Raw genomic sequence first — 19,030 nt, 5'->3', positions numbered from 1 at the left:
GGCCCCACGAGACACCCGCCATGCGCGGTCGTGGCTTGACCGCGGCCACATACTGGCCGGCCGCCTGGGCGACACTTTCGGTCAACGGCGCGTTGTCGCCGGCCGCCGGCACGACGACGGCATCGCGCAGGCCGAATTCGCGCGTCAGCGCCGTCTCGAGATCCGGCTTGCGGTGTGACCTCGGCACGATCTCGATGCGCACGACGCCGAGGTCACGCGCTTCCGTCAGGAGGCGGCGGACCTGCCAGCGGTTGAGGCCGGTTTCCGCCGCGATCTCGGTCATCGTCCGGTCCTGCTGATAGGCCATGCGGGCGATCTGCACCATCAGGTGCTCCCGCGCCTCGTCGGCCGGAAGCCGGTTCGTGCTTCGATCCTTGTCTTCACTCACGCCGGCATCTCCCGTCTGGACGACAAGCGGTGCATGAGGGGCCGCAGAAGCTCGGCCGCCTCGCGATAGTCTTCGAGCATGCCGCGGTATCGTGCATGCCTGTCCATATCCGGCCGGTGCTCGACCACCGGCGCGCTCAAGCTGCCGGCGGCATCGGCAAGCGAAGGATAGAGCCCCAGACCGACCGCGCAGCATACCGCCGCGCCATAGAGCGAAAGATTGTCCTCGCGAGCCACGCCCACCGGCTTGCCGATGGCGTCCACCGTGGCCTCGAGCCAGAGCGGATTGCGCATGATTCCGCCGGCGAGCACAAGCCGGTCGATCGCAACGCCCTGGCGCTCCAGGTCGAACACCACATTGGCCGAGCCGAGCGCGACGGCGCTGACACAGGCCCGGAAGATGCCGGCGCGGTCGTGGGACAGGGACAGGCCCATCAGCGCGCCGCGCATGCGCGCGTCGCGATAGGGCGTACGGTTGCCCATCCAGAAATCGAGCGCCAGGAGCCCGGTTTCGTCGAAGGGCACCCTGGCGGCGTCCGCGCACAGTTTTGAGAAGCCCGCATCGTCGAGGCCGTAGATGTCGCGCGCCAGCCAGTTCAGGATCGAGCCGGCCGAAACCTGCCCGCCCTCGATCATCCGCAGGCCCGGTGTCAGCGCGTTGGGGTAGGGGCCCCAGACCCCCATGATCTCGGTGCCGTCGTCGGCAACTTGCGTAAGGTGGACATTGGACGTGCCGCCGATCATGAGCATGGAGCCGGGCTCGACAGTGCCGGCTCCGAAGACGCCGGTATGGGCGTCTATGCCGCCCTGGATGACCAGCGGGCGTCCGTGAAGGCCGAGTTCAGCGGCCGCGGCCTCGCTGACGCGGCCCACGGCGGCGCCGACGTCGACGATCTCCGACGGCAGCTTGTCCAGGAGCTCGGGGATGCCGAGATCCCGGTAGAGATCCGGGCAGAAGCGCCGGGCGCGGCTGTCGTAGTTCCACTTGCAGGTGGCGTTCATCAGCGAGCCGGCCCATCGGCCGCAAAGGCGGAAGTTCACGAAGTCGATCGCCTCACAGACGACGTCCGCGCGCCGCCAGAGCTCCGGTTCGTTGCGCGCAAGCCACATGGCCTTCGGCACCAGCCATTCCACCGCGTCCGAGCCCCCGGAGTAGGCGAGCACCGGATGGGAGAGGGTCTCGGTCATTGCGGCCTCGTCCGCCGCGCGGGCGTCCATCCAGAGGATGGCCGGGGCCAGCGGCCGGCCCTGGCGGTCGCAGACCACCACGGTCGACGCGAAGGTCGCCACGCAGATGGCCGCGATCTCCGGCCGGCCGGCCCGGTCCAGGACGCCTGGGAGCATGGCGCGCAGGCTCCGCCACCAGTCCTCGGGGTCCTGCTCGGCGCGGTCGGGCGGAATGTGTCGCGTCGCATAGCCCCCATCGCCGGCGGCGAGCAGGCGTCCCGCATCGAGATCGAAGACGCCGGCGCGAACGCCGTTGGTGCCGAAGTCGAGACTGAGAACACAGGTCATGGCGCGGACATTTCCTCCCCGGTGCCTCGTTCCTCAAGGGTGGAACAGGACTTTCGAAAAATGAATATCGCCTGCGTCGAAGCGACGGAACATCCCCGGCAGCTCGGCGAGGTCGAGATCATGCGAAATCAGGAACTCCCATTTCAATTCGCCCGTGCCGAACTTCTCGATCGTCGTCGTCCATTGCGGCCCCGGAAACGGCGCGCCGAAGCTGTTCCAGGAGCCGTGAAACGAGATCTCCTGCCGCAGGAAGGTCTGGAACGTCTTGTTCGTCAAGGTTACGTCCGGCACCGGGATGCCGATGAAGGAGACATGCCCGCCGGGCGCGGCCAGGTTGACTGCGGAATTGATGGTGGCGTCGAGGCCCACGGCTTCGATCACCACGTCGGCGCGTGTGGTGTTCTTGTCGAATTCATCGGCGAGCACGCAGTGCGTGGCCCCGGCCTCGCGCGCAAGGTCGAGCTTTTCCTTCGAGACATCCACGGCGACGATCCTGGAGGCGCCCATCATCTTGAGCCACTGGATCGCGAAGAGCCCGATGGGACCGCAGCCGACGACGCCGCCTGTCTGGCCTGCAGTGATCCCGCCGGCCTTCCAGATCGCATGCAGCGCGATCGAGGCCGGATCGGTCATGGCGATGGCGCGCGGATCGACGCCTTCGGGCGTCTTCAACAGGTTCTGCACGGGCACGGCGACATATTCGGCGTAGGCGCCGTCGCGGCGGCTGCCGAAATAGTCGTAGTCACGGCAGCGCGAGAAATTGCCGGTGAGGCATTGCGGGCAGCGGTTGCAGGGCAGCAGCGGCGGCACGGCCACCAGCTCGCCCGCGGACCAGCCCTCCACCCCTTGTCCCAACTCGACGATGTGTCCGGAGAATTCATGGCCCGTGATCAGCGGCATCCTGTGCGCGCCCTTGACCAGCATCCGCGGCAGGTCCGAGCCGCAAACGCCGACCGACGCCACCTTCACCACGACCTCGCCGGCCCCTGCCACGGGTTTGGGCCGGTCTTCCAGCCGGATGTCCTTCGGGGCGTGCAGCACGATGGCGCGCATCTCCATCTCCTTCCGAAACAGCTTATCACATATGTGATTATTTAGCACAATTGTGCCAAACCGCGTCGCGTTGTCAATGAAAAAGCGTTGCGTACGCAGGAGGGATCCCGCGCGAGGGCATACAGCGTGCTTCGCCTGGACGCGTGAAAAATGCAGAAGTGAACGGGAGTGATTGTCCCGCGATCGCATGTTTTCTGGGCGCCACCGGCGCAAAGAGAACCGGAGCGCGCAAGAGCAAATTGGCGCAGATTGCTAAGATCGGAAGTCGGCCGGAGTGTTTTCAACGAACCACCGACAGCTGGATCGACCCCAATTCAGCCGTTCCGAGCTGGCCGCGCCAACCTATAAGCGGTCATTCGCAGATTCATGGTGAGGGCAGCCACGCCCCTTGGCCGCCGATCGTCCGGAGCGCGCCGCTCGTCCAGGCCGCCCATTTCGGCAAGCCTAGTTGACGGGAAAGAGCGGATCGACCGTCATTGTCTGCTCTCCGGCGCATAATGGAGGATGACGACGCCTGACTTGAGCGTCCTCGTCTCCAGATGCTTCAGGGGTATCCGGTTCGGGCCGCCCTTGAAAAGCGGCGTGCCTCTCCCGAGAATGACGGGGTTGATCCCGAGGTGATACTCGTCGATCAGGCCGTGCTCCATCAGGGTCGCCGTGAGGTCGGCGCTGCCGAACACGAAGATGTCTCCGCCGCCCCTGGTCTTCAGCTTGGCGACTTCTTCCGCGACATTGCCGTTGAAGAGCTTCGTGTTGTTCCAGTCGGCGCTTTTCAGCGTGCGCGAGAAGACCACCTTCTCGATCTTGTTCATGAAGTCCGCAATCCAGCCTTGCTCGGACGGCCAATGGGCCGCCATGAGCTCGTAGGTCACACGGCCGAAGACAAGCGTGTCGGCGTTTTCCTGGGTCTCGCGAATGTAGTTCTCGAGTTCTTCTTCGAAGACGAACCAGCTGATGTCCCTGTCCGGACCTTCGAAGAAGCCGTCGACGGTCACCATGTCCCATATGATCAGTTTTCTCATAGAACCCTCCTGGTTCGTGTGTCCCTTGTGAATTCTCGGCCCTATCCCGCGAAGCGGAAGCGCATGTTGGTGATCTGCCCCGCTTCTAAGACCTCGGTCTTCTCCAGCCTGACCGGCTCCATGCCCGTCTGACAGAAGGGGCGGATGCCGCCGCCGATGAGGACGGGCGCGACATGGCTGAGGACCCGTCCAAAAGCCCTAATTCTGGCCGGGAAGCCGCGGCATTTCAGCTGGATGCGACGAAGCGTTCCAGTTTGCCCAGAGTTTGCAGTCCCAGTTCCACGGCACCGAAGCCCTTCGCCTCCTGGAACTCGGCAGCCGTGCTGAATACCATGCCCAGCGTTACCTTCGTCGCCCCGTCCTGATCCTCGAACGAGGCCCAGGCGTCGGCATGTTTCGGCCCGTTCTCGCCCCATAGCAGCGTATAGCCGATCCTCTCCTCGGGCCGGACCTCGTTATAGAGATGGTGGTTCGGGAAGACCGTGCCGTCGGGCGCGATCATGTCGAATACCCATTCGCCGCCCGTGCGCAGATCGATCCTTTTCGTGCGACAGGAGAAACCTTCCGGCCCCCACCATTGCGGCAGCGTTTCAGGGTTCATCCACGCGCCCCACACGATGGATCGAGGCGCCTGAATCACCCGCTGCAGCACCATGGTCCGTTCAACCACGCCCGCGAGGTTGTCCAGTCCGGCGCCGAAGCCTTCCCGATAGTCTGCCTCCATGTCCTCAGCCAGCGAGGAAAGCTGCACCGTCACGACCAACCGGCTGCGCTCGTGCGTGCCTTCGAAATCGGCTGTCACCAGCGCTGCTGATTGCGTCACGCCTTCGGACGAGATCACCTCGTAGTTCACGCTGCGCATCTCCGGCTGCAACGCCAGCCAGCCGCACTCGCAGCGGATGTCAGGCTGGCCCTCTACCTTGCAGAGCGAGACCTCGCGTCCACCCACCCTGGTGTCAGCCTCCAGGAACTCCACGGTGACCGAGGGCGATGGCGCGGCCCAGATCGCCCGCGCGGCCGGGGCCGTCCATGCCTCCCACAGTACGGCCAGTGGCGCGGCCACGTCCCGTTCGAAGGTGAGCGTCGCAAAGCGGCCCTTCCCATCGTCAGGCGCTGCATGGGTCGCACTGTTTGCAGCGAGGTTCTGTGTCATTCTTCGCCTTCCTTCATCACGTTCATCACAAACGCATCCAACCGGTCGAGCCGAGCCTCCCAGATGGCCCGCTGTTCATCCAGCCACGTCCGCGCCGGATCCAGAGCCTCGGGTACGATGGCGCAGGTGCGTATCCGCCCGTCCTTGGACGTGGTGATCAACCCTGCCTCCTCCAGCACGGAAAGGTGCCGCATCACGGTGGGCAGCCGTAGTCCCGTGGGCCCGGCCAGATCCGTGACCCGCGCAGGTGTTTCGGCGAGCCGGGTCAGGATCGACCGGCGGGTCGGATCGGCGAGCGCGTGGAAGAGCAGCGAGAGATCGGGATCATGCTTAGCCATTTCGCTAACTATCGCTCAATTTTCCGGTGGCGCAAGCAAAAACTTCGTCAAGTCGCTAAGTTTTTTCCGCCCAGACGAGTTCTCGGAGCGGGCGACTTCCTTTGCCGAGTTCGCTGAGAGCCTGCTCGCAGCTATGCGAGCGATGCTGCAATCGAAGGCAAGTTCCTGAAGCTACCGGTCCGCTCCCCACCATCCTGTGACGTTGCGGGTCCACTCCGGTTTTCTTCTGCGCGCTCCAATGCACTTGCAAAATTGACAACGCGTGTCGTGATGCATGGAAACCGCGCTGCGGCGGCGCCTTTTCAGCGGGCTCTCTGCCTTCAGATGAAGTAGTCCGGCCGTTCGCGCCTGAGTTCGGCGACCCGCTCGATCGTGCCGGACAGGTGCGCGCGCATGGCCGCGCCGGCGGCGACGCCATCGCCGGCCTCGACCGCCTCCAGCACTGCCCGGTGGCCCTCAAGCACGGCGCGCATCTTTCCCTCCTTGGGCAGGTCGAGCGAGCGGACGCGCGTCAGATGTCCGCCGCGCGAGACGATGTGGCGGTGGAGGCTGAGCTGGTTGACGCCGGCGAACAGGGCCTCATGGAATGCATCGTCGAGCTGGCGGAAGAGCACGGTCTGCTCGACGTCCTGCGACAGGGCCTCCTGCATGCGCAGAATGCCCCTGGCCTTGGTCGTCGCGGCCTTGTCGGCGCGCTCGGCGAGCTGCCGGACCACCTCGCTTTCCACAGAGGAGCGCAGGAAGTGCTCCTCCGCGACGCGTTCGGGGTCGATGCGGGTGACGACGGTGCGCGACTGCGGATAGGAGACGACCAGCGCCTCCTGCTCGAGCCGCATGATCGCCTCGCGCACCGGCGACTGGCTGACCTTGTAGCCCTCGGCGAGCGCCGACCGGTCGAGCGTCATGCCCGGCGGCAGTTCGAGCGAGACGATGCGCCGGCGCAGGCCCGCATAGACGCGCACCGAGGCGGGCAGATGAGCGCCCGGGCCCCCGACATCCAGCATGTCGAGGTCCGACAGGCTGTTGAACAGGCTATCGCTCACACCATTGCCTCCGACAGAGATTCCTCCTGTGCAACGCGACTTTGTTCCGATCCATCTCCGCTACATCACCGCCCGCGGAAGTGCCAGCGAAAGGGCGGGGAACTCAACAAGCAATGCCATGAACAAGAGCAAGGCGAGGAAGAAGGGGACCGAGGCGCGCGAATACGCCCATGTCTTGCAGTCCAGGACACCGCATACGGTGAACATGATCACGCCGACCGGCGGCGTGAGACCGCCGATGTTGATCAAAAGCACGATGAGGATGCCCATATGCACGGGGTCGAAGCCGACATTCATCAGCACGGGCATGACGATCGGCGTGACCAGCAGGATGTTGGCCGCACCCTCCAGAAACATGCCCGTGACGAGGAGGAGCAGGATCACCAGGGCCAGGATGGCCATGGGCTCCTGCGTCAGGGTGGTGACGAACGCCGTGATCTCCTGGGGAACGCGTTCGATGGTGATGGCATAGCCGAGCACCGCCGCCATCATGATGAGCAGCATCACCATGCCGAGATCGGTGACCGACTGGCACATCGCCTCGTAGAAGCGCTTCGCGTCGAGCTCGCGATAGACCACGGTGCCGACGAACAGCGCGTAGAAGACCAGGAACACGCCCGCCTCGGTGGCGGTGAAGAAGCCGAAGCGGAATCCGATGATCAGGATGACCGGAAAGGCGAGGGCCCAAGCACTGTCCAGAAAGCTCGCCCAGACTTCCCTTGCCGAGGGGATCCGGTGCGCTTCGGGCGCATAGCCGTAATGCTTCGCGACGAGCCACGTCGCCCCCATCAGGATGAGCGAGAGGAGGATGCCCGGCACGATGCCGGCCAGAAACAGGCGGCCGATGGAGACCTCATTGATGAAACCGAAGAGGATCAGCCCGATGCTGGGCGGGATGGTCGCCGTGATGATCGAGCCGAAGGCCAGGATGGCGGCGGTCGTGCCCTTGGAATAGCCCTCCTTCAGCATGCTCGGCCCGAGGAGACGCGCCTCCATGGAGGCATCGGCCACGGCGGAACCGGAAATGCCGCCCATCATGAAGCTGAGCGCGATCGAGACATGGGCGAGCCCGCCCGCCATCCACCCCGTCAGAAGTCCGGCAAAGTGCACGAGCCGCTTGGTGATGCCGGTCGCGTTCATCAGGTTGCCGGCAAGGATGAAGAAGGGGACGGCAAGGAGGGGGAAATTCTGCGTCGCCGTGACCATCTTCTGGAGCACGATCGTCGGCGGCATTGTCCCGCTCAGGGTGAAGACCGGGATGGCCGCCAGCGCCAGCGCGAAGGCGACCGGGAGGCCGATGATCAGGAAGACGGCGAAGAGGATTGCGATCAGGACGACCATGACGCTAGCCGCCCGGGGTCCGGATGCCGCGGTAGATGCGCAAGACGAGCGTGCGCAGCATGAGCAGGAGCCCGGCGGCCATGGACGCGTGGACCAGCGAGGCGTTCATCTGCGTGGCTCCGATGAGACGGGGATGCATGAGAACCGTGTTCTTGAGGGCATAGACGAGAAGGAACCCCACGAGCGCGAGCAGGATCCCGAGATTGGCGATCTCCGCATAGCGCCGGATCGGCGGCGGCAGCGCGTCCAGGAGGAGGGACATGCCGATATGCCGCTCCTGCTGCAAGGCGAGGTCCGCCGCGATCATCGCCAGCCAGGCGAAAAGAAGCTGAGCGACCTCGATCGACCATATGATAGGCGCGCCGGCCACCCGCGCGGCGGCCGCCACCCCGACGAGCACGACGATCAGGCCGAGCAGCACGACCGCGAAGACGAATTCGATACGCTGATACATCGCGGCCGTCCCCTACCGTCCGATTCGTGCGGTGAACATGAACGGGTGATCAGTCGCCCAGGATGTTCCTGACGGTCGCCGCCTCGTCCTCCAGATCGAGCTTGGTATAGACGCCGGCGACGGCTTCCTTGAACGGGGTACGGTCGATCTCGTCGATGGAGACGCCTGCTTCGGCGACGTTCTCCAGCGCCTCCTCGCCCTGCTCGATGGTCAGCTGCGAGGCGTAGCGGCCGTTCTCGATGGCAAGCTCGCGCACGATCTCCTGGTGCTCCGGCGAAATCTGGTCCCACGTATCGGCCCCGACGACGAGGGCCGTGACGAGCTGGATGTGTGCCGTCTTGGTGACATGCTCGACGACCTCGTGGAGCTTGGCGCCCCAGATCGCGGTTGGTTGCGCCTCGGCGGCATCGAGCGTGCCCAGCTGCAGGGCCGAATAGACTTCGCCCCAAGGCATCGGCGTGGGCTCGGCCCCCATCGCCCGGATCGTCTCGATCCAGATCGGCGCGCCGATGGTGCGCATGCGCAGCCCGGACAGGTCCTCGGGGCTTTCCACCGGAACGTTCGTCAAGAGATGACGCGCGCCCTGGTACCAGTTCGACGCCAGCATGACGAGGCCGGCCTTCTCCTTCAGTTCCTCGCCCCAGGCGAGATACTCGTCTGACAGCGCGAACGTGTCGGCATCCTCGTAAGCGTCGAAGAGGAAAGGCGCGGACATGATCGCAAGCGAGGGCACGAAGCTCGAAAGCCGGGCGACATCCGTGACCGTTCCGACATTCGCATTGGCGCGCGCCTGGTCGAGCATCTCGGTCGTGTCGCCGAGCTGGGAGTTGTGGAAGACCTCGACGACGACGGCTCCGTCGGTCGCTTCCTCCACCTCCTGGCTGAATTTCTCGAGGCCCTGCCCCATCGGGTCGTTGGGCGCGAGCACGGTGCCGATCCTGAGCGTCGTCTGTGCGGCGGCGGGCAGGCTGAAAGCCAGGGCGGCGGTAACCGCCGCGGCGAAACCGAGCGTTTTCAGATGAATGGACATGCGTTTCCTCCCTTGTCCTCCCTGCGAAATATCCAAAATCGTATGCAAATTGATATTTCAGTTGAGATGAAATACTAGAATGAACAGGAAAGTCAATCGACCCTTCACAACAGGAGCCCGCGTGAAACGCCCGCCCGAGTTCGAGTTTCTCGCAACGCCACGCGCCAAGCTCGGCGAAAGCCCCGTCTGGTCGGCGCGGGAAGATTGCCTCTGGTGGGTCGACATCGAGGGACGGAGCGTGTTTCGCACCGATGGCGCCGACGGCGTAACGCGCGCGTGGAAGACGCCCGAAATGGCGGGCGTGGTGGCGCCAACCGGTGAGGACGGCGTCGTGGTGGTCGGAATGGAGAGCGGCCTTTTCCGGCTCGACACGACGAGCGGCTGTTTCACGCGCGCGGCGGCGCTCGAGGCCGGAAGCATGCGCTTCAACGATGCGGCGGTCGACTCGCGGGGGAGGCTATGGGCGGCCACCATGGAGCACGACTACCGTCGCCCGGCCGGCGTTCTCTACCAGATCGATCCCGATTTGAGCATGCACGCGGTCGCCGGCGGCTTCTTCATTCCGAACGGCTTGGCGGTGGACGAGGAGCGCGGGCGCATCTACGTCTCCGATTCTCATCCCGATCTTCAGACCGTCTGGGCGGCCGATCTCGATATGGAGAGCGGCCGCCTCGGCGAACGCCGCGTCTTCGCGCGCTTCCAGGACCTCGCCGGGCGGCCCGATGGTGCCGCGATCGATGCCGAAGGCAATTACTGGATCGCCGGTGTAGAAGGCGCCCGCCTGCACGTCTTCTCGCCTTCGGGAGAGCATATCGGCGCTCATCTGGTCCCGGTCGCAGCCCCCACGAAGATCGCCTTCGGTGGCCCGGACCTGTCGCGGCTCTATCTCACGTCCAAGGCCGACGGCGGCGAGGGCGGCCGCCTCGCCGTGGCGCACCCCGGCGTGATGGGGCGGGCCGGCACCTCGTTCGGCGGCCGGTTGGGGTGAAGGGTACCGCACCGACGCACGTCCGGCCCGAAGGGACCACGGTCAGCACCGGGCGGTGTAAAGACGCCCGTTTCGATCCCGATATTGGCAGAAGCCGTTTCGGAGATTTCTGACGAGGAAACCGCCGACTGCGCCGACCCCGGCACCGACAAGGGCTCCCTCGCCGCCCTCCACGATTCCGCCGATAAGCGCACCCGTAGCTGCTCCGACACCAACATCACGCTCGGTCGTGGTGCATCCGGCAAGCGCAGCTATGAGAACGAGAGGGATAAGGATCCTATGCAGCATCTTGGGCTCCTCCCAAGTTGGATCGACAACTTGCAGTATTGTCTTAAAGTCCAGAAAAGCAACTGTTTAATGTTGCGAAGAGCAGGAGCTGGCTCAAAGGGCACTGCGCTACGGCCGGTCGGCCCTAAGCAGTGTTCGGATCTCCAGTCCTAGCGCGCCTCGGGGCGATGCAGTGTCTGTAGGGAATCGGGCGCGGTGCCGCCGATGCGCTTCAGGAGCAACCGGCCCATTTCCGCGCCGGCTTCCATCAGGTCCTCATAGATCGTGTCGATCTGCGGCCGGATCGGGGTGAAGAGGTTCGACGTCTTCTTTGCAACGATGCCGGCGTCCTTTCCCGGCACCAGCCCGTGGTCGGTGAGCGCCGCCATGACCGCCAGCGCGGAGACTTCGCCGCCCAGCACATAGCCGTCGGGCGGGTCCGGTTCGGCAAGGCGCTCGGCGACATGGGCGGTGATCGCCTCGGACGGGCTGTCGAGCGTGATGCCCTCGAGGATTTCATAGCCGACGCCGTCTTCGCGCACGGCTTTGAGGAAGCCGTAGCGCATGTGCTCCTGAAACGTGAAGCGTGGCGGCGGCAGCAGGATCGCGGGCTTCCTGCGGCCCTGCCCGATCAGCGTCTTGGTCGCGTCGTAGGCGAAGCGCTCATTGTCGAAATCGACGTAAGCGTGCGGCGTCGAGAGCTCGGTGCGCCCGTGGCAGACGAAGGGGAAATCCTCTTCGAGAAGCAGCTTCACGCGCGCGTCGAACGGCTCCGTGCGGGAAAAGATGATGCCGTCGGCCATGCGGTTGCGCAGGATGTAGCGGACCGGAACGATCGGCGGTTCGTTCCTGAAATGCGGAGTGATGACGAGGTGATAGGGGGTGCCGCGAAGCGCCTCGGTCAGGCCCTTGATGATCGAGGTGCCGAAATTGAGGATCTCCTCGTGCGGGTCGAGCACGAGGCTGATGACGTTGGTCCGGCCCGTGCGCAGCCTTTGCGCGGCGCGGTCGGGCAGATAGCCGATTTCGTCGGCGACCCGTTGCACCCGCTGGCGCGTCTCGAGCGCGATCTGCGGCGCGCCGCCAAGCGCGCGCGAGACCGTCGTCACCGCCAGTCCCGTGATCCCGGCGATCGTGCGCAGCGTCGGCTTGTCGCTGTTGGAGCGGGGTGCGCCTGGTCCGCCTCTTTCGGTGCTGGTCATCGTCTGCGGCCTTTCCCTCGGCGCGCTCATAGCATCAAATTTATAACGATACAATTGGCGTGGAAGAGCGCCCTTCTCAGAGGCTCCTGGCGGAAACCGCGTGCATTTGCGCCGAGAAGCCGGCGAAATGACCAATGTGTCACCGTCTATCGCCGGGTTGACAATGCGTGCGTCTATATCGTTATAAATCACTGACAGCCGGATGGTCCGGTCTTTCCTGGGAGGAAGTCATGGAAATGCGTCGAATCGCGAAATTCGCCGCGGGCACGGCGCTCGCCACGCTGGTGGCAGGCGCCGTTCACGCGCAGGAAAACAGCGTCGAGGTCCTGCATTGGTGGACCTCGGGCGGCGAGGCTGCCGCGCTCAACGTGCTCAAGGAAAACCTCGAAGAACAGGGTATTGCCTGGAACGACATGCCCGTGGCCGGCGGTGCCGGCACCAATGCCATGACGGTGCTGCGCGCCCGCGTGACCTCGGGGGATGCGCCGACGGCCGTCCAGATGCTCGGCTTCGACATCAAGGAATGGGCCGATCTCGGCGTCGTTGCCAACCTCAACGATCTCGCCGGAGAGGAAGGCTGGGCCGAGGTCGTGCCCGACGCACTCCAGGAATTCTCGAAATATGAAGGCCAGTGGATCGCCGCGCCGGTCAACGTGCATTCGACCAACTGGCTCTGGATCAACGGCGAGGCCTTCGACGCCCATGGCGGGGAGGAGCCCCAGAACCTCGAAGAGCTCTATGCGATGCTCGACGCGTTCAAGGAACAGGGCCTCGTTCCGCTCGCCCACGGCGGTCAGCCCTGGCAGGACGCGACGCTTTGGGAGAACGTCGTGCTGTCCGTCGGCGGCATCGACTTCTACCGCGACGCGGTCATCAATCTCGATGAAGAGGCGCTCTCAAGCGACACGATGCGCGAAGTCTTCGACAACATGACGCGTCTTGCCGGCTATTTCGACGAGAACTTCTCGGGCCGCGACTGGAACCTGGCCTCGGCCATGGTCATCGAGGGCGATGCCGGCGCCCAGCAGATGGGCGACTGGGCCAAGGGCGAGTTCCTGCGCGCCGACATGGCGCCGGGCGAGGACTTCGTCTGCATGCGCTTTCCCGGCACCCAGGGCGACGTCCTGTTCAACTCCGACCAGTTCGTCATGTTCGAGGTGGGGGAAGCCAGCCGTGACGCCCAGCTCGCCATGGCGTCGGCGGTGATGGATCCGGGCTTCCAGGTGGCCTTCAACACCGTGAAGGGGTCGGTGCCAGCGCGCACCGATATCGAAGACACCGAGTTCGACGCTTGCGGCAAAAAGGGCATGGCCGAACTCGCCGAGGCGGCGGAGAACGATGCGCTCGCCGGTTCGCTGGCCCACGGCCACGCCCAGCCGTCGTCCGTTCAGGAAGCGTTCTTCGACGTGATCACGCAGCACCTCAACGGCCAGCTTTCGACCGACGAGGCGCTCGAACGCCTGCCGCAGGCGATCGCCGCCGCGCAATAGGCGGGCCATTGTGCCCGAACACGGGTAAGATCCCGACCGGAGTTCCAGGCTCCGGTCGGATCGCGCACTGGCGGGAGGAAACCCCATGACGCTGACTGTGGATCGCGCCCCGCCGGTCAGGCACGGTGTCAGTCTCGCCGACCGGGCACGGACCCTGCTGCCGAAGATCGTCCTGGCGCCGTCCTTCGCGCTCATCCTCTTGTTCGTCTACGGCTTCATTCTGTGGACGCTCTATCTGTCGTTCACCAATTCCCGCATCCTGCCGGTCTACGAGATCGTCGGCTTCGATTCCTATGCGCGTCTCTGGGCGCAGCCGAGCTGGCACATGGCGATCAAGAATCTCGCCATCTTCGGCTCGCTCTACATCGTCTTCTGCATCGCCATCGGCCTGCTTCTGGCCATCCTGCTCGACCAGCGCATCCGCGGCGAAGGCGTGCTCAGGCCCATCTTCCTCTATCCCATGGCGCTCTCCTTTATCGTCACCGGAACGGCCTGGAAGTGGTTCCTGAACCCGGGCCTGGGGTTCGAAAGAGCCATGCACCAGCTGGGCTGGGAAAGCTTCCAGTTCGATTGGCTGGTGAGCACCGAGATGGCGATCTACACGGTCGTCATCGCCGGCGTCTGGCAGGCCTCCGGTTTTGTCATGGCGATGTTCCTGGCCGGGCTCCGGGGCATCGACGGCGAGATCATCAAGGCGGCCCAGATCGACGGGGCGTCCACCTTCGCCATCTACCGGCGGATCATCATCCCGCTCTTGAGGCCCGCCTTCCTCTCGGCGGTCATCGTGCTCGCGCATATGGCGATCAAGTCCTATGACCTCGTCATCGCGTTGACCGGCGGCGGGCCGGGCAACGCCACCGAGCTGCCGTCGACCTTCATGTATTCCTATACCTTCACCCGCAGCCAGATGGCCGTCGGCTCGGCGAGCGCGATCATGATGCTGATGGGCGTGGCGGCGATCATGATCCCCTATCTCTATTCCGAACTCAGGGAGCGCGAGAAATGACCACCGCGACCGAAAGCGTTTCGGCCGGTTCGGCCCGCACCGCGCGCTACGTCATCTATGGCCTGCTCGGCCTGTTCGCGGCCGTCTACCTGCTGCCGTTCGTCGTCATGCTCATCACATCGCTCAAGCCGCTTGCGGAGATCCGCTCCGGCAATATGCTGGCGCTGCCCGCAAATCCGACGCTCGATGCCTGGGTGAAGGCCTGGAGCGGCGCGTGCATCGGCGTGACCTGCGACGGGATCAAGGGGTATTTCTGGAACTCCATCAAGATGGTCGTTCCGGCGGTGGCGATCTCCACCATCCTGGGCGCGCTCAACGGCTATGTGCTCACCAAATGGCGCTTCCCGGGGCACACGCTCGTCTTCGGGCTGATGCTGTTCGCCTGCTTCATCCCGTTCCAGGCGGTGCTGATCCCGATGGCACGCGTCCTGGGGCAGATCGGCCTGTCCAACAGCACCGCCGGCCTCGTGCTCGTGCACGTCGTCTACGGACTCGGCTTCACGACGCTGTTCTTCCGCAACTATTACGAGGCGTTCCCGGATGAATTGGTCAAGGCCGCCCAGATGGACGGGGCCGGGTTCTTCCGGATCTTCTGGCGCATTCTGCTGCCGAGCTCGGGGCCGATCATCGTCGTCACCGTCATCTATCAGTTCACCAATATCTGGAACGATTTCCTGTTCGGGGTCTCGTTCGCCTCCGGCGAGAACGCGCCGATGACCGTGGCGCTCAACAACCTCGTTTCCTCCTCCACCGGCGTCAAGGAGTACAATGTGGACATGGCCGCCGCCGTGTACGCCGCCCTGCCGACGCTGATCGTCTACATCGTCGCCGGACGCTATTTCGTGCGCGGCCTCATGGCCGGCGCGGTCAAGGGATAACCGATATGGCCTTTCTGGAACTGCGCAATCTCTCCAAGAGCATCGGCGGCATCCGTATTCTCAAGGGCATCGACATCACGCTCGACAAGGGCGGCTTCCTGGTGCTGGTGGGGCCGTCGGGTTGCGGCAAGTCGACCCTGCTCAACACGGTGGCCGGCCTCACCCCCGTCACCAAGGGGGAGATCGTGATCGACGGCGAGGTGGTGAACGATCTGCACCCCTCCAAGCGCGACATCGCGATGGTGTTCCAGTCCTACGCGCTTTATCCGAACATGACGGTCGAGGGGAACATCGCCTTTGCGCTCGAGATGCGGGGCGTGCCGAGGGCGGAAAGGGAGGAGGCGGTGCGCGCCACTGCCAAGCTGCTGCAGATCGAGCATCTCCTGAAACGCCGGCCGAGCCAGCTCTCCGGCGGCCAGCGCCAGCGCGTCGCCATGGGCCGCGCGCTGGTGCGCAAGCCGCGGGTCTTCTTGTTCGACGAGCCGCTGTCGAACCTCGATGCGAAGCTGCGCGTCGAGATGCGCGCGGAGATCAAGCGCCTGCACCGGGACACGGGCGCGACGATCGTCTATGTCACGCACGACCAGATCGAGGCGATGACCATGGCGACCAAGATCGCGGTTCTCAAGGAGGGCGTCGTCCAGCAGGTGGGCACGCCCGGCGAGATCTACAGCGCGCCGGCCAATCTCTTCGTCGCCGACTTCATGGGCTCGCCGGCGATGAACCTGCTCGAGGGGCGTGTCGTCGCCAACGGGGCGGGGCGGAAGATCGAACTTTCGGGGGAGGGGAGCGAGCCCGTCCGCGTGGCGCTCCCGCCGACGCAAGGCGCGCTCGACGAAGGACGGCAGGTCATCCTCGGGATCCGCCCCGAGGCGATCACCGACAGGGGCCTTACCGATCCCGAGGCGAAGGTCGTCGACACGGTCCATTCGATCGTCGACATCGTCGAGCCCACCGGATCGGACACATATGTCGTCTCGCAACTGGCCGGCAAGGAGATCACGGCGCGCGTGCGCTCCGACGCAACGGCCGAACCCGGCCAGCCCTTCGCCTTCGTTCTCAATATGGACAAGGCCGTCCTGTTCGATCCGGAAACGACCGAGCGGATCGTGTAGGTCGTCTCATTGTGAAAGGCGGAGGCGGTCTCGCCGAAAGGTCGCCTTTCTCAGGCGCCCCGGCGCTGCGACCCGACGAAACCGGTTTCCGGTTCACACGGTCCATTCTCCTCCATATCCTCGCCGCACCGCATTTCGCGCGGTTACTGCAAACACGAAGGGGCCAATAATGAAGATCGTCGACATCCGCGACGCTATCGTTCCCATCTCCTCGCCGATCCGCAACGCCTATGTCGATTTTTCCAAGATGACGGCGAGCGTGGTGGCGGTCGTCACCGATGTCGAGCGCAACGGGAGGCCCATCGTCGGCTACGGCTTCAACTCCAATGGCCGCTACGCGGCGAGCGGGTTGCTCAACGAGCGGTTCATGCCGCGCCTGCGCGAAGCCGATCCGGAAAGCCTCCTCAACGATGCGCGGGACAATCTCGACCCCGGGCGCATCTGGTCGGTCATGATGACGAACGAGAAGCCGGGAGGGCATGGCGAGCGCTCGGTAGCCGTGGGTGTTGTCGACATGGCGGTGTGGGACGCGGTCGCCAAGATCGCCGGGATGCCCCTTTACAAGTACCTCGCCGACAATCACGGCGACGGAACGCATGACGACAGCGTGTTCGTCTACGCGGCCGGCGGCTACTATTATCCCGGCAAGGATGTCCGGCAACTCCAGGACGAAATGCGGCGCTACCGCGACATGGGCTACGAGGTCGTCAAGATGAAGATCGGCGGGGCTTCGCTCGACGAGGACCTGCGCCGTATCGAGGCCGTGCTGGAGGTCGTTGGAGAGGGCAGGTATCTTGCCGTCGACGCGAACGGCCGCTTCGATCTCGCCACGGCACTCGCCTATGCCGAGGCGCTGAAACCCTACGAACTCTTCTGGTACGAGGAAGCCGGCGATCCGCTCGACTTCGCCCTCCAGGCGAGGCTGGGCGAGGTCTATCCGGGGCCGATGGCGACGGGCGAGAATCTTTTCTCGCATCAGGACGCGCGCAACCTCGTGCGCTATGGCGGTCTGCGGCCCGACCGCGACTGGCTGCAGTTCGACTGCGCGCTGAGCTACGGGCTCGTGGAATATATGCGCATTCTCGAGGTGATCGCGGAGGAAGGTTTCTCAAGCCGCAACTGCATCCCGCACGGGGGACATCAGCTTTCGCTCAATATCGCAGCCGGCCTGAAGCTCGGCGGCAACGAATCCTATCCGGAGGTCTTCGCGCCGTTCGGCGGCTTTGCTGACACGATCAGGGTCGAGAACGGGCGCGTGGGCCTGCCCGATGCGCCGGGGATCGGGTTCGAGCAGAAGGCGGCGCTGATCACGACGATGCGCGAGGCGACGAATACGTGAGCGGCCGATAAGCGCCGCGCCGGGTCTCTTCCTCAGGCGAGGGCCTCCAGCGCCCGCTGTTCGTTCTGGAGCTTCAGGAACATGCGGTAGTCGCGCTCGTAGCGGGCGGCGTTGGCCGGATTCTCCTTTCGGACATCGGCAGGCGCCTGCATGGAACGGCAGCTTTCCTGAAGGCTCGGGAACCAGCCCGCGGCGGCCGCCGCCGCCATGGCCGTGCCGAGCAGGACGGCGTCTTCGGTGCGCGGCTCGTGCACGCTGCGCCCCGTCGCATCGGTGTAGAGTTCCATCAACAGCGGATTGCGGCGGTGGCCGCCCGTGATGTGCAGCGTGTCGATCTCCTGGCCGTTGGCGGCGAGATGGTCGAGGATGTGGCGCAGGCCGAGCGCGATCGCCACGGCCGTGCGCCAGTAGACGCGGCAGAGATTGTCGAAGGAATAGTCGAGCGACAGCCCGGTTATGGTGCCGCGCGGATGCGGGTCGGCATAGGGCGAGCGGTTGCCGTGGAAGTCCGGCAGCACATGGATGCCGGCGGCGAAGTCCGCGCCTTCGGCGGCCCTCAACTCGGCGACGCGCCGGGCGATGTCGCGGTGCGTGGCCGCATCGGGCTCGCGCCCGCCGCCGAACATGCGGATGATGTGGTCGAGCAGGGCGCCCGTTGCCGATTGCCCGCCCTCCCAGAGCCACAAGCCCGGTATTGCGGCGCCGTAATAGGGGCCCCACAGGCCGCTGATCGGTCGCATGGAGGGATCCATGCCCATGAGGCAGCTCGACGTGCCGGCGATCAGCGCTACGTGGCGGCCGATCTCCCCGGACGGAAAGCCGCCGATGGTGCCGAGCGCCCCGGCGAAAGCGTCAATGAGGCCGGTGCCGACGGCACAGGACTCGTCCAGCCCGAGTTCGGCGGCCGCTTGCGGGGTGAGCCGGCCGACCGCCGCGCCGACTTCCGTCGCCTGTCGCGGCAGGCCGCCCCTGCGCACCATATCGCCGATGCCGAGGCTTTCGAAGAAATCCGCCTGCCAGCCGTCCTCGTGGGCGAGATAGGTCCATTTGGCCGTCAGCGTGCACTGCGAACGCGCCGTCGAGCCGCTTGCCTTCCAGGTCAAAAAATCGGCGAGGTCGAAGAAATGGCCGGCCGCTTCCCAGGTCTCCGGCAGGTGCCGCTTCAGCCATGTCAGCTTGGGCGATTGCATCTCCGGCGACATGACGCCGCCCAGGAAGTCGAGTACCCGGTGACCGCCGGCGGTGATCTCGTCGGCCTCGGCAAGCGCCCGGTGGTCGAGCCAGACGATCGTGTCCCAGCGGCTTTCGCCGCTTTCGGAGACGCTGAGCTGAGCTCCGTCCGTGCCGCGCACCACCAGCGAGCAGGTCGCGTCGAAGGCGATCGCGGCGACGCGGTCCGCGCCGACCCC

General features: G+C 65.1%; 19 protein-coding genes. 6 read left to right on the top strand and 13 right to left on the bottom strand.

What is annotated here, in order from left to right; all coding sequences use genetic code 11:
- The 10 genes from ACFP9U_RS15815 to ACFP9U_RS15770 form a co-directional block, all read right to left on the bottom strand.
- Positions 1–388: sugar-binding domain-containing protein (locus tag ACFP9U_RS15815; protein ID WP_378622860.1), on the bottom strand; the 388-nt coding region annotated here is incomplete at its 3' end.
- Positions 385–1,902, bottom strand: coding sequence for an FGGY-family carbohydrate kinase (locus ACFP9U_RS15810; RefSeq protein ID WP_378622857.1), 1,518 nt, complete (start codon positions 1,900–1,902; stop codon positions 385–387). The genes ACFP9U_RS15810 and ACFP9U_RS15815, both read right to left, overlap by 4 nt.
- Before the next feature lie 33 nt (positions 1,903–1,935).
- A complete protein-coding gene (locus ACFP9U_RS15805; protein ID WP_378622855.1) occupies positions 1,936–2,955 on the bottom strand; it encodes a galactitol-1-phosphate 5-dehydrogenase in 1,020 nt (339 codons plus the stop codon).
- Positions 2,956–3,428: 473 nt separating this feature from the next.
- Entirely contained in the window at positions 3,429–3,977 is a 549-nt protein-coding gene (locus ACFP9U_RS15800; RefSeq protein WP_378622853.1) for a dihydrofolate reductase family protein, read from the bottom strand.
- A 226-nt stretch (positions 3,978–4,203) separates the two neighbouring features.
- On the bottom strand, positions 4,204–5,130 hold the full coding sequence (locus tag ACFP9U_RS15795; RefSeq protein WP_378622851.1) for an SRPBCC family protein: 927 nt from the start codon (positions 5,128–5,130) through the stop codon (positions 4,204–4,206).
- The gene (locus tag ACFP9U_RS15790; RefSeq protein ID WP_265515614.1) at positions 5,127–5,468 is read right to left on the bottom strand and encodes an ArsR/SmtB family transcription factor; all 342 of its coding nucleotides are present in this window, start codon (positions 5,466–5,468) and stop codon (positions 5,127–5,129) included. The genes ACFP9U_RS15795 and ACFP9U_RS15790 overlap by 4 nt, the downstream gene beginning before the upstream one ends.
- 320 nt (positions 5,469–5,788) lie before the next feature.
- Positions 5,789–6,511, bottom strand: coding sequence for a GntR family transcriptional regulator (locus ACFP9U_RS15785; RefSeq protein WP_378622849.1), 723 nt, complete (start codon positions 6,509–6,511; stop codon positions 5,789–5,791).
- Between the two features lie 60 nt (positions 6,512–6,571).
- Positions 6,572–7,852, bottom strand: coding sequence for a TRAP transporter large permease (locus ACFP9U_RS15780; RefSeq protein ID WP_378622847.1), 1,281 nt, complete (start codon positions 7,850–7,852; stop codon positions 6,572–6,574).
- 4 nt (positions 7,853–7,856) lie between these two features.
- Entirely contained in the window at positions 7,857–8,306 is a 450-nt protein-coding gene (locus tag ACFP9U_RS15775; protein ID WP_378622845.1) for a TRAP transporter small permease, read from the bottom strand.
- Between the two features lie 49 nt (positions 8,307–8,355).
- Positions 8,356–9,336 (bottom strand): C4-dicarboxylate TRAP transporter substrate-binding protein, encoded by a 981-nt coding sequence (locus ACFP9U_RS15770; protein WP_378622842.1) that lies wholly within the window; start codon positions 9,334–9,336, stop codon positions 8,356–8,358.
- Between the two features lie 121 nt (positions 9,337–9,457).
- On the opposite strand from ACFP9U_RS15770, the gene ACFP9U_RS15765 reads away from it, so the two are divergent.
- A complete protein-coding gene (locus tag ACFP9U_RS15765) occupies positions 9,458–10,324 on the top strand; it encodes an SMP-30/gluconolactonase/LRE family protein (RefSeq protein ID WP_378622840.1) in 867 nt (288 codons plus the stop codon).
- 42 nt (positions 10,325–10,366) lie between these two features.
- Here ACFP9U_RS15765 and ACFP9U_RS15760 read toward each other — a convergent pair whose 3' ends face one another.
- Together ACFP9U_RS15760 and ACFP9U_RS15755 are read right to left on the bottom strand one after the other, a co-directional pair.
- Positions 10,367–10,612, bottom strand: a complete 246-nt coding sequence (locus ACFP9U_RS15760; RefSeq protein ID WP_378622838.1) for a glycine zipper family protein — start codon at positions 10,610–10,612, stop codon at positions 10,367–10,369.
- A gap of 149 nt (positions 10,613–10,761) precedes the next feature.
- Positions 10,762–11,793 carry a LacI family transcriptional regulator gene (locus ACFP9U_RS15755; RefSeq protein ID WP_378622836.1) on the bottom strand — a complete coding sequence of 344 codons (1,032 nt, stop codon included), beginning with the start codon at positions 11,791–11,793 and terminating at the stop codon, positions 10,762–10,764.
- A 236-nt stretch (positions 11,794–12,029) separates the two neighbouring features.
- Here ACFP9U_RS15755 and ACFP9U_RS15750 point away from each other — a divergent pair, with 236 nt between their 5' ends.
- From ACFP9U_RS15750 to ACFP9U_RS15730, 5 genes are all read left to right on the top strand, one after another.
- Positions 12,030–13,283: an ABC transporter substrate-binding protein gene (locus tag ACFP9U_RS15750; protein ID WP_378622862.1), complete on the top strand. Its 1,254-nt coding sequence runs from the start codon at positions 12,030–12,032 to the stop codon at positions 13,281–13,283.
- An 85-nt stretch (positions 13,284–13,368) separates the two neighbouring features.
- Positions 13,369–14,289: a carbohydrate ABC transporter permease gene (locus tag ACFP9U_RS15745; protein WP_378622835.1), complete on the top strand. Its 921-nt coding sequence runs from the start codon at positions 13,369–13,371 to the stop codon at positions 14,287–14,289.
- The gene (locus ACFP9U_RS15740) at positions 14,286–15,167 is read left to right on the top strand and encodes a carbohydrate ABC transporter permease (protein ID WP_378622833.1); all 882 of its coding nucleotides are present in this window, start codon (positions 14,286–14,288) and stop codon (positions 15,165–15,167) included. The genes ACFP9U_RS15745 and ACFP9U_RS15740 overlap by 4 nt, the downstream gene beginning before the upstream one ends.
- Before the next feature lie 5 nt (positions 15,168–15,172).
- On the top strand, positions 15,173–16,282 hold the full coding sequence (locus ACFP9U_RS15735) for an ABC transporter ATP-binding protein (protein WP_378622831.1): 1,110 nt from the start codon (positions 15,173–15,175) through the stop codon (positions 16,280–16,282).
- Between the two features lie 169 nt (positions 16,283–16,451).
- Positions 16,452–17,621: a mandelate racemase/muconate lactonizing enzyme family protein gene (locus ACFP9U_RS15730; protein WP_378622828.1), complete on the top strand. Its 1,170-nt coding sequence runs from the start codon at positions 16,452–16,454 to the stop codon at positions 17,619–17,621.
- A 32-nt stretch (positions 17,622–17,653) separates the two neighbouring features.
- On the opposite strand, the gene ACFP9U_RS15725 is transcribed toward ACFP9U_RS15730, so the two are convergent.
- Positions 17,654–19,030 (bottom strand): FGGY-family carbohydrate kinase (locus ACFP9U_RS15725; protein WP_378622826.1); only part of this gene is annotated, 1,377 nt, incomplete at its 5' end.

Source organism: Nitratireductor sp. GCM10026969, from assembly GCF_042660605.1.
In the GTDB taxonomy this organism is placed as follows: Bacteria; Pseudomonadota; Alphaproteobacteria; order Rhizobiales; family Rhizobiaceae; genus Chelativorans.
Note: the sequence above shows the minus strand (reverse complement) of the source record. Positions and strands in the feature narration are given on the sequence as shown.

Excerpts from the sequence above, each read along its gene's own strand:
- ACFP9U_RS15750 (WP_378622862.1), top strand. The coding sequence starts at position 12,030 with ATGCGTCGAATCGCGAAATTCGCCGCGGGCACGGCGCTCGCCACGCTG.
- ACFP9U_RS15760 (WP_378622838.1), bottom strand. The coding sequence starts at position 10,612 with ATGCTGCATAGGATCCTTATCCCTCTCGTTCTCATAGCTGCGCTTGCC.
- ACFP9U_RS15795 (WP_378622851.1), bottom strand. The coding sequence starts at position 5,130 with ATGACACAGAACCTCGCTGCAAACAGTGCGACCCATGCAGCGCCTGAC.
- ACFP9U_RS15730 (WP_378622828.1), top strand. The coding sequence starts at position 16,452 with ATGAAGATCGTCGACATCCGCGACGCTATCGTTCCCATCTCCTCGCCG.
- ACFP9U_RS15790 (WP_265515614.1), bottom strand. The coding sequence starts at position 5,468 with ATGGCTAAGCATGATCCCGATCTCTCGCTGCTCTTCCACGCGCTCGCC.
- ACFP9U_RS15805 (WP_378622855.1), bottom strand. The coding sequence starts at position 2,955 with ATGCGCGCCATCGTGCTGCACGCCCCGAAGGACATCCGGCTGGAAGAC.
- ACFP9U_RS15775 (WP_378622845.1), bottom strand. The coding sequence starts at position 8,306 with ATGTATCAGCGTATCGAATTCGTCTTCGCGGTCGTGCTGCTCGGCCTG.
- ACFP9U_RS15735 (WP_378622831.1), top strand. The coding sequence starts at position 15,173 with ATGGCCTTTCTGGAACTGCGCAATCTCTCCAAGAGCATCGGCGGCATC.
- ACFP9U_RS15770 (WP_378622842.1), bottom strand. The coding sequence starts at position 9,336 with ATGTCCATTCATCTGAAAACGCTCGGTTTCGCCGCGGCGGTTACCGCC.
- ACFP9U_RS15800 (WP_378622853.1), bottom strand. The coding sequence starts at position 3,977 with ATGAGAAAACTGATCATATGGGACATGGTGACCGTCGACGGCTTCTTC.
- ACFP9U_RS15745 (WP_378622835.1), top strand. The coding sequence starts at position 13,369 with ATGACGCTGACTGTGGATCGCGCCCCGCCGGTCAGGCACGGTGTCAGT.
- ACFP9U_RS15740 (WP_378622833.1), top strand. The coding sequence starts at position 14,286 with ATGACCACCGCGACCGAAAGCGTTTCGGCCGGTTCGGCCCGCACCGCG.
- ACFP9U_RS15780 (WP_378622847.1), bottom strand. The coding sequence starts at position 7,852 with ATGGTCGTCCTGATCGCAATCCTCTTCGCCGTCTTCCTGATCATCGGC.
- ACFP9U_RS15755 (WP_378622836.1), bottom strand. The coding sequence starts at position 11,793 with ATGACCAGCACCGAAAGAGGCGGACCAGGCGCACCCCGCTCCAACAGC.
- ACFP9U_RS15810 (WP_378622857.1), bottom strand. The coding sequence starts at position 1,902 with ATGACCTGTGTTCTCAGTCTCGACTTCGGCACCAACGGCGTTCGCGCC.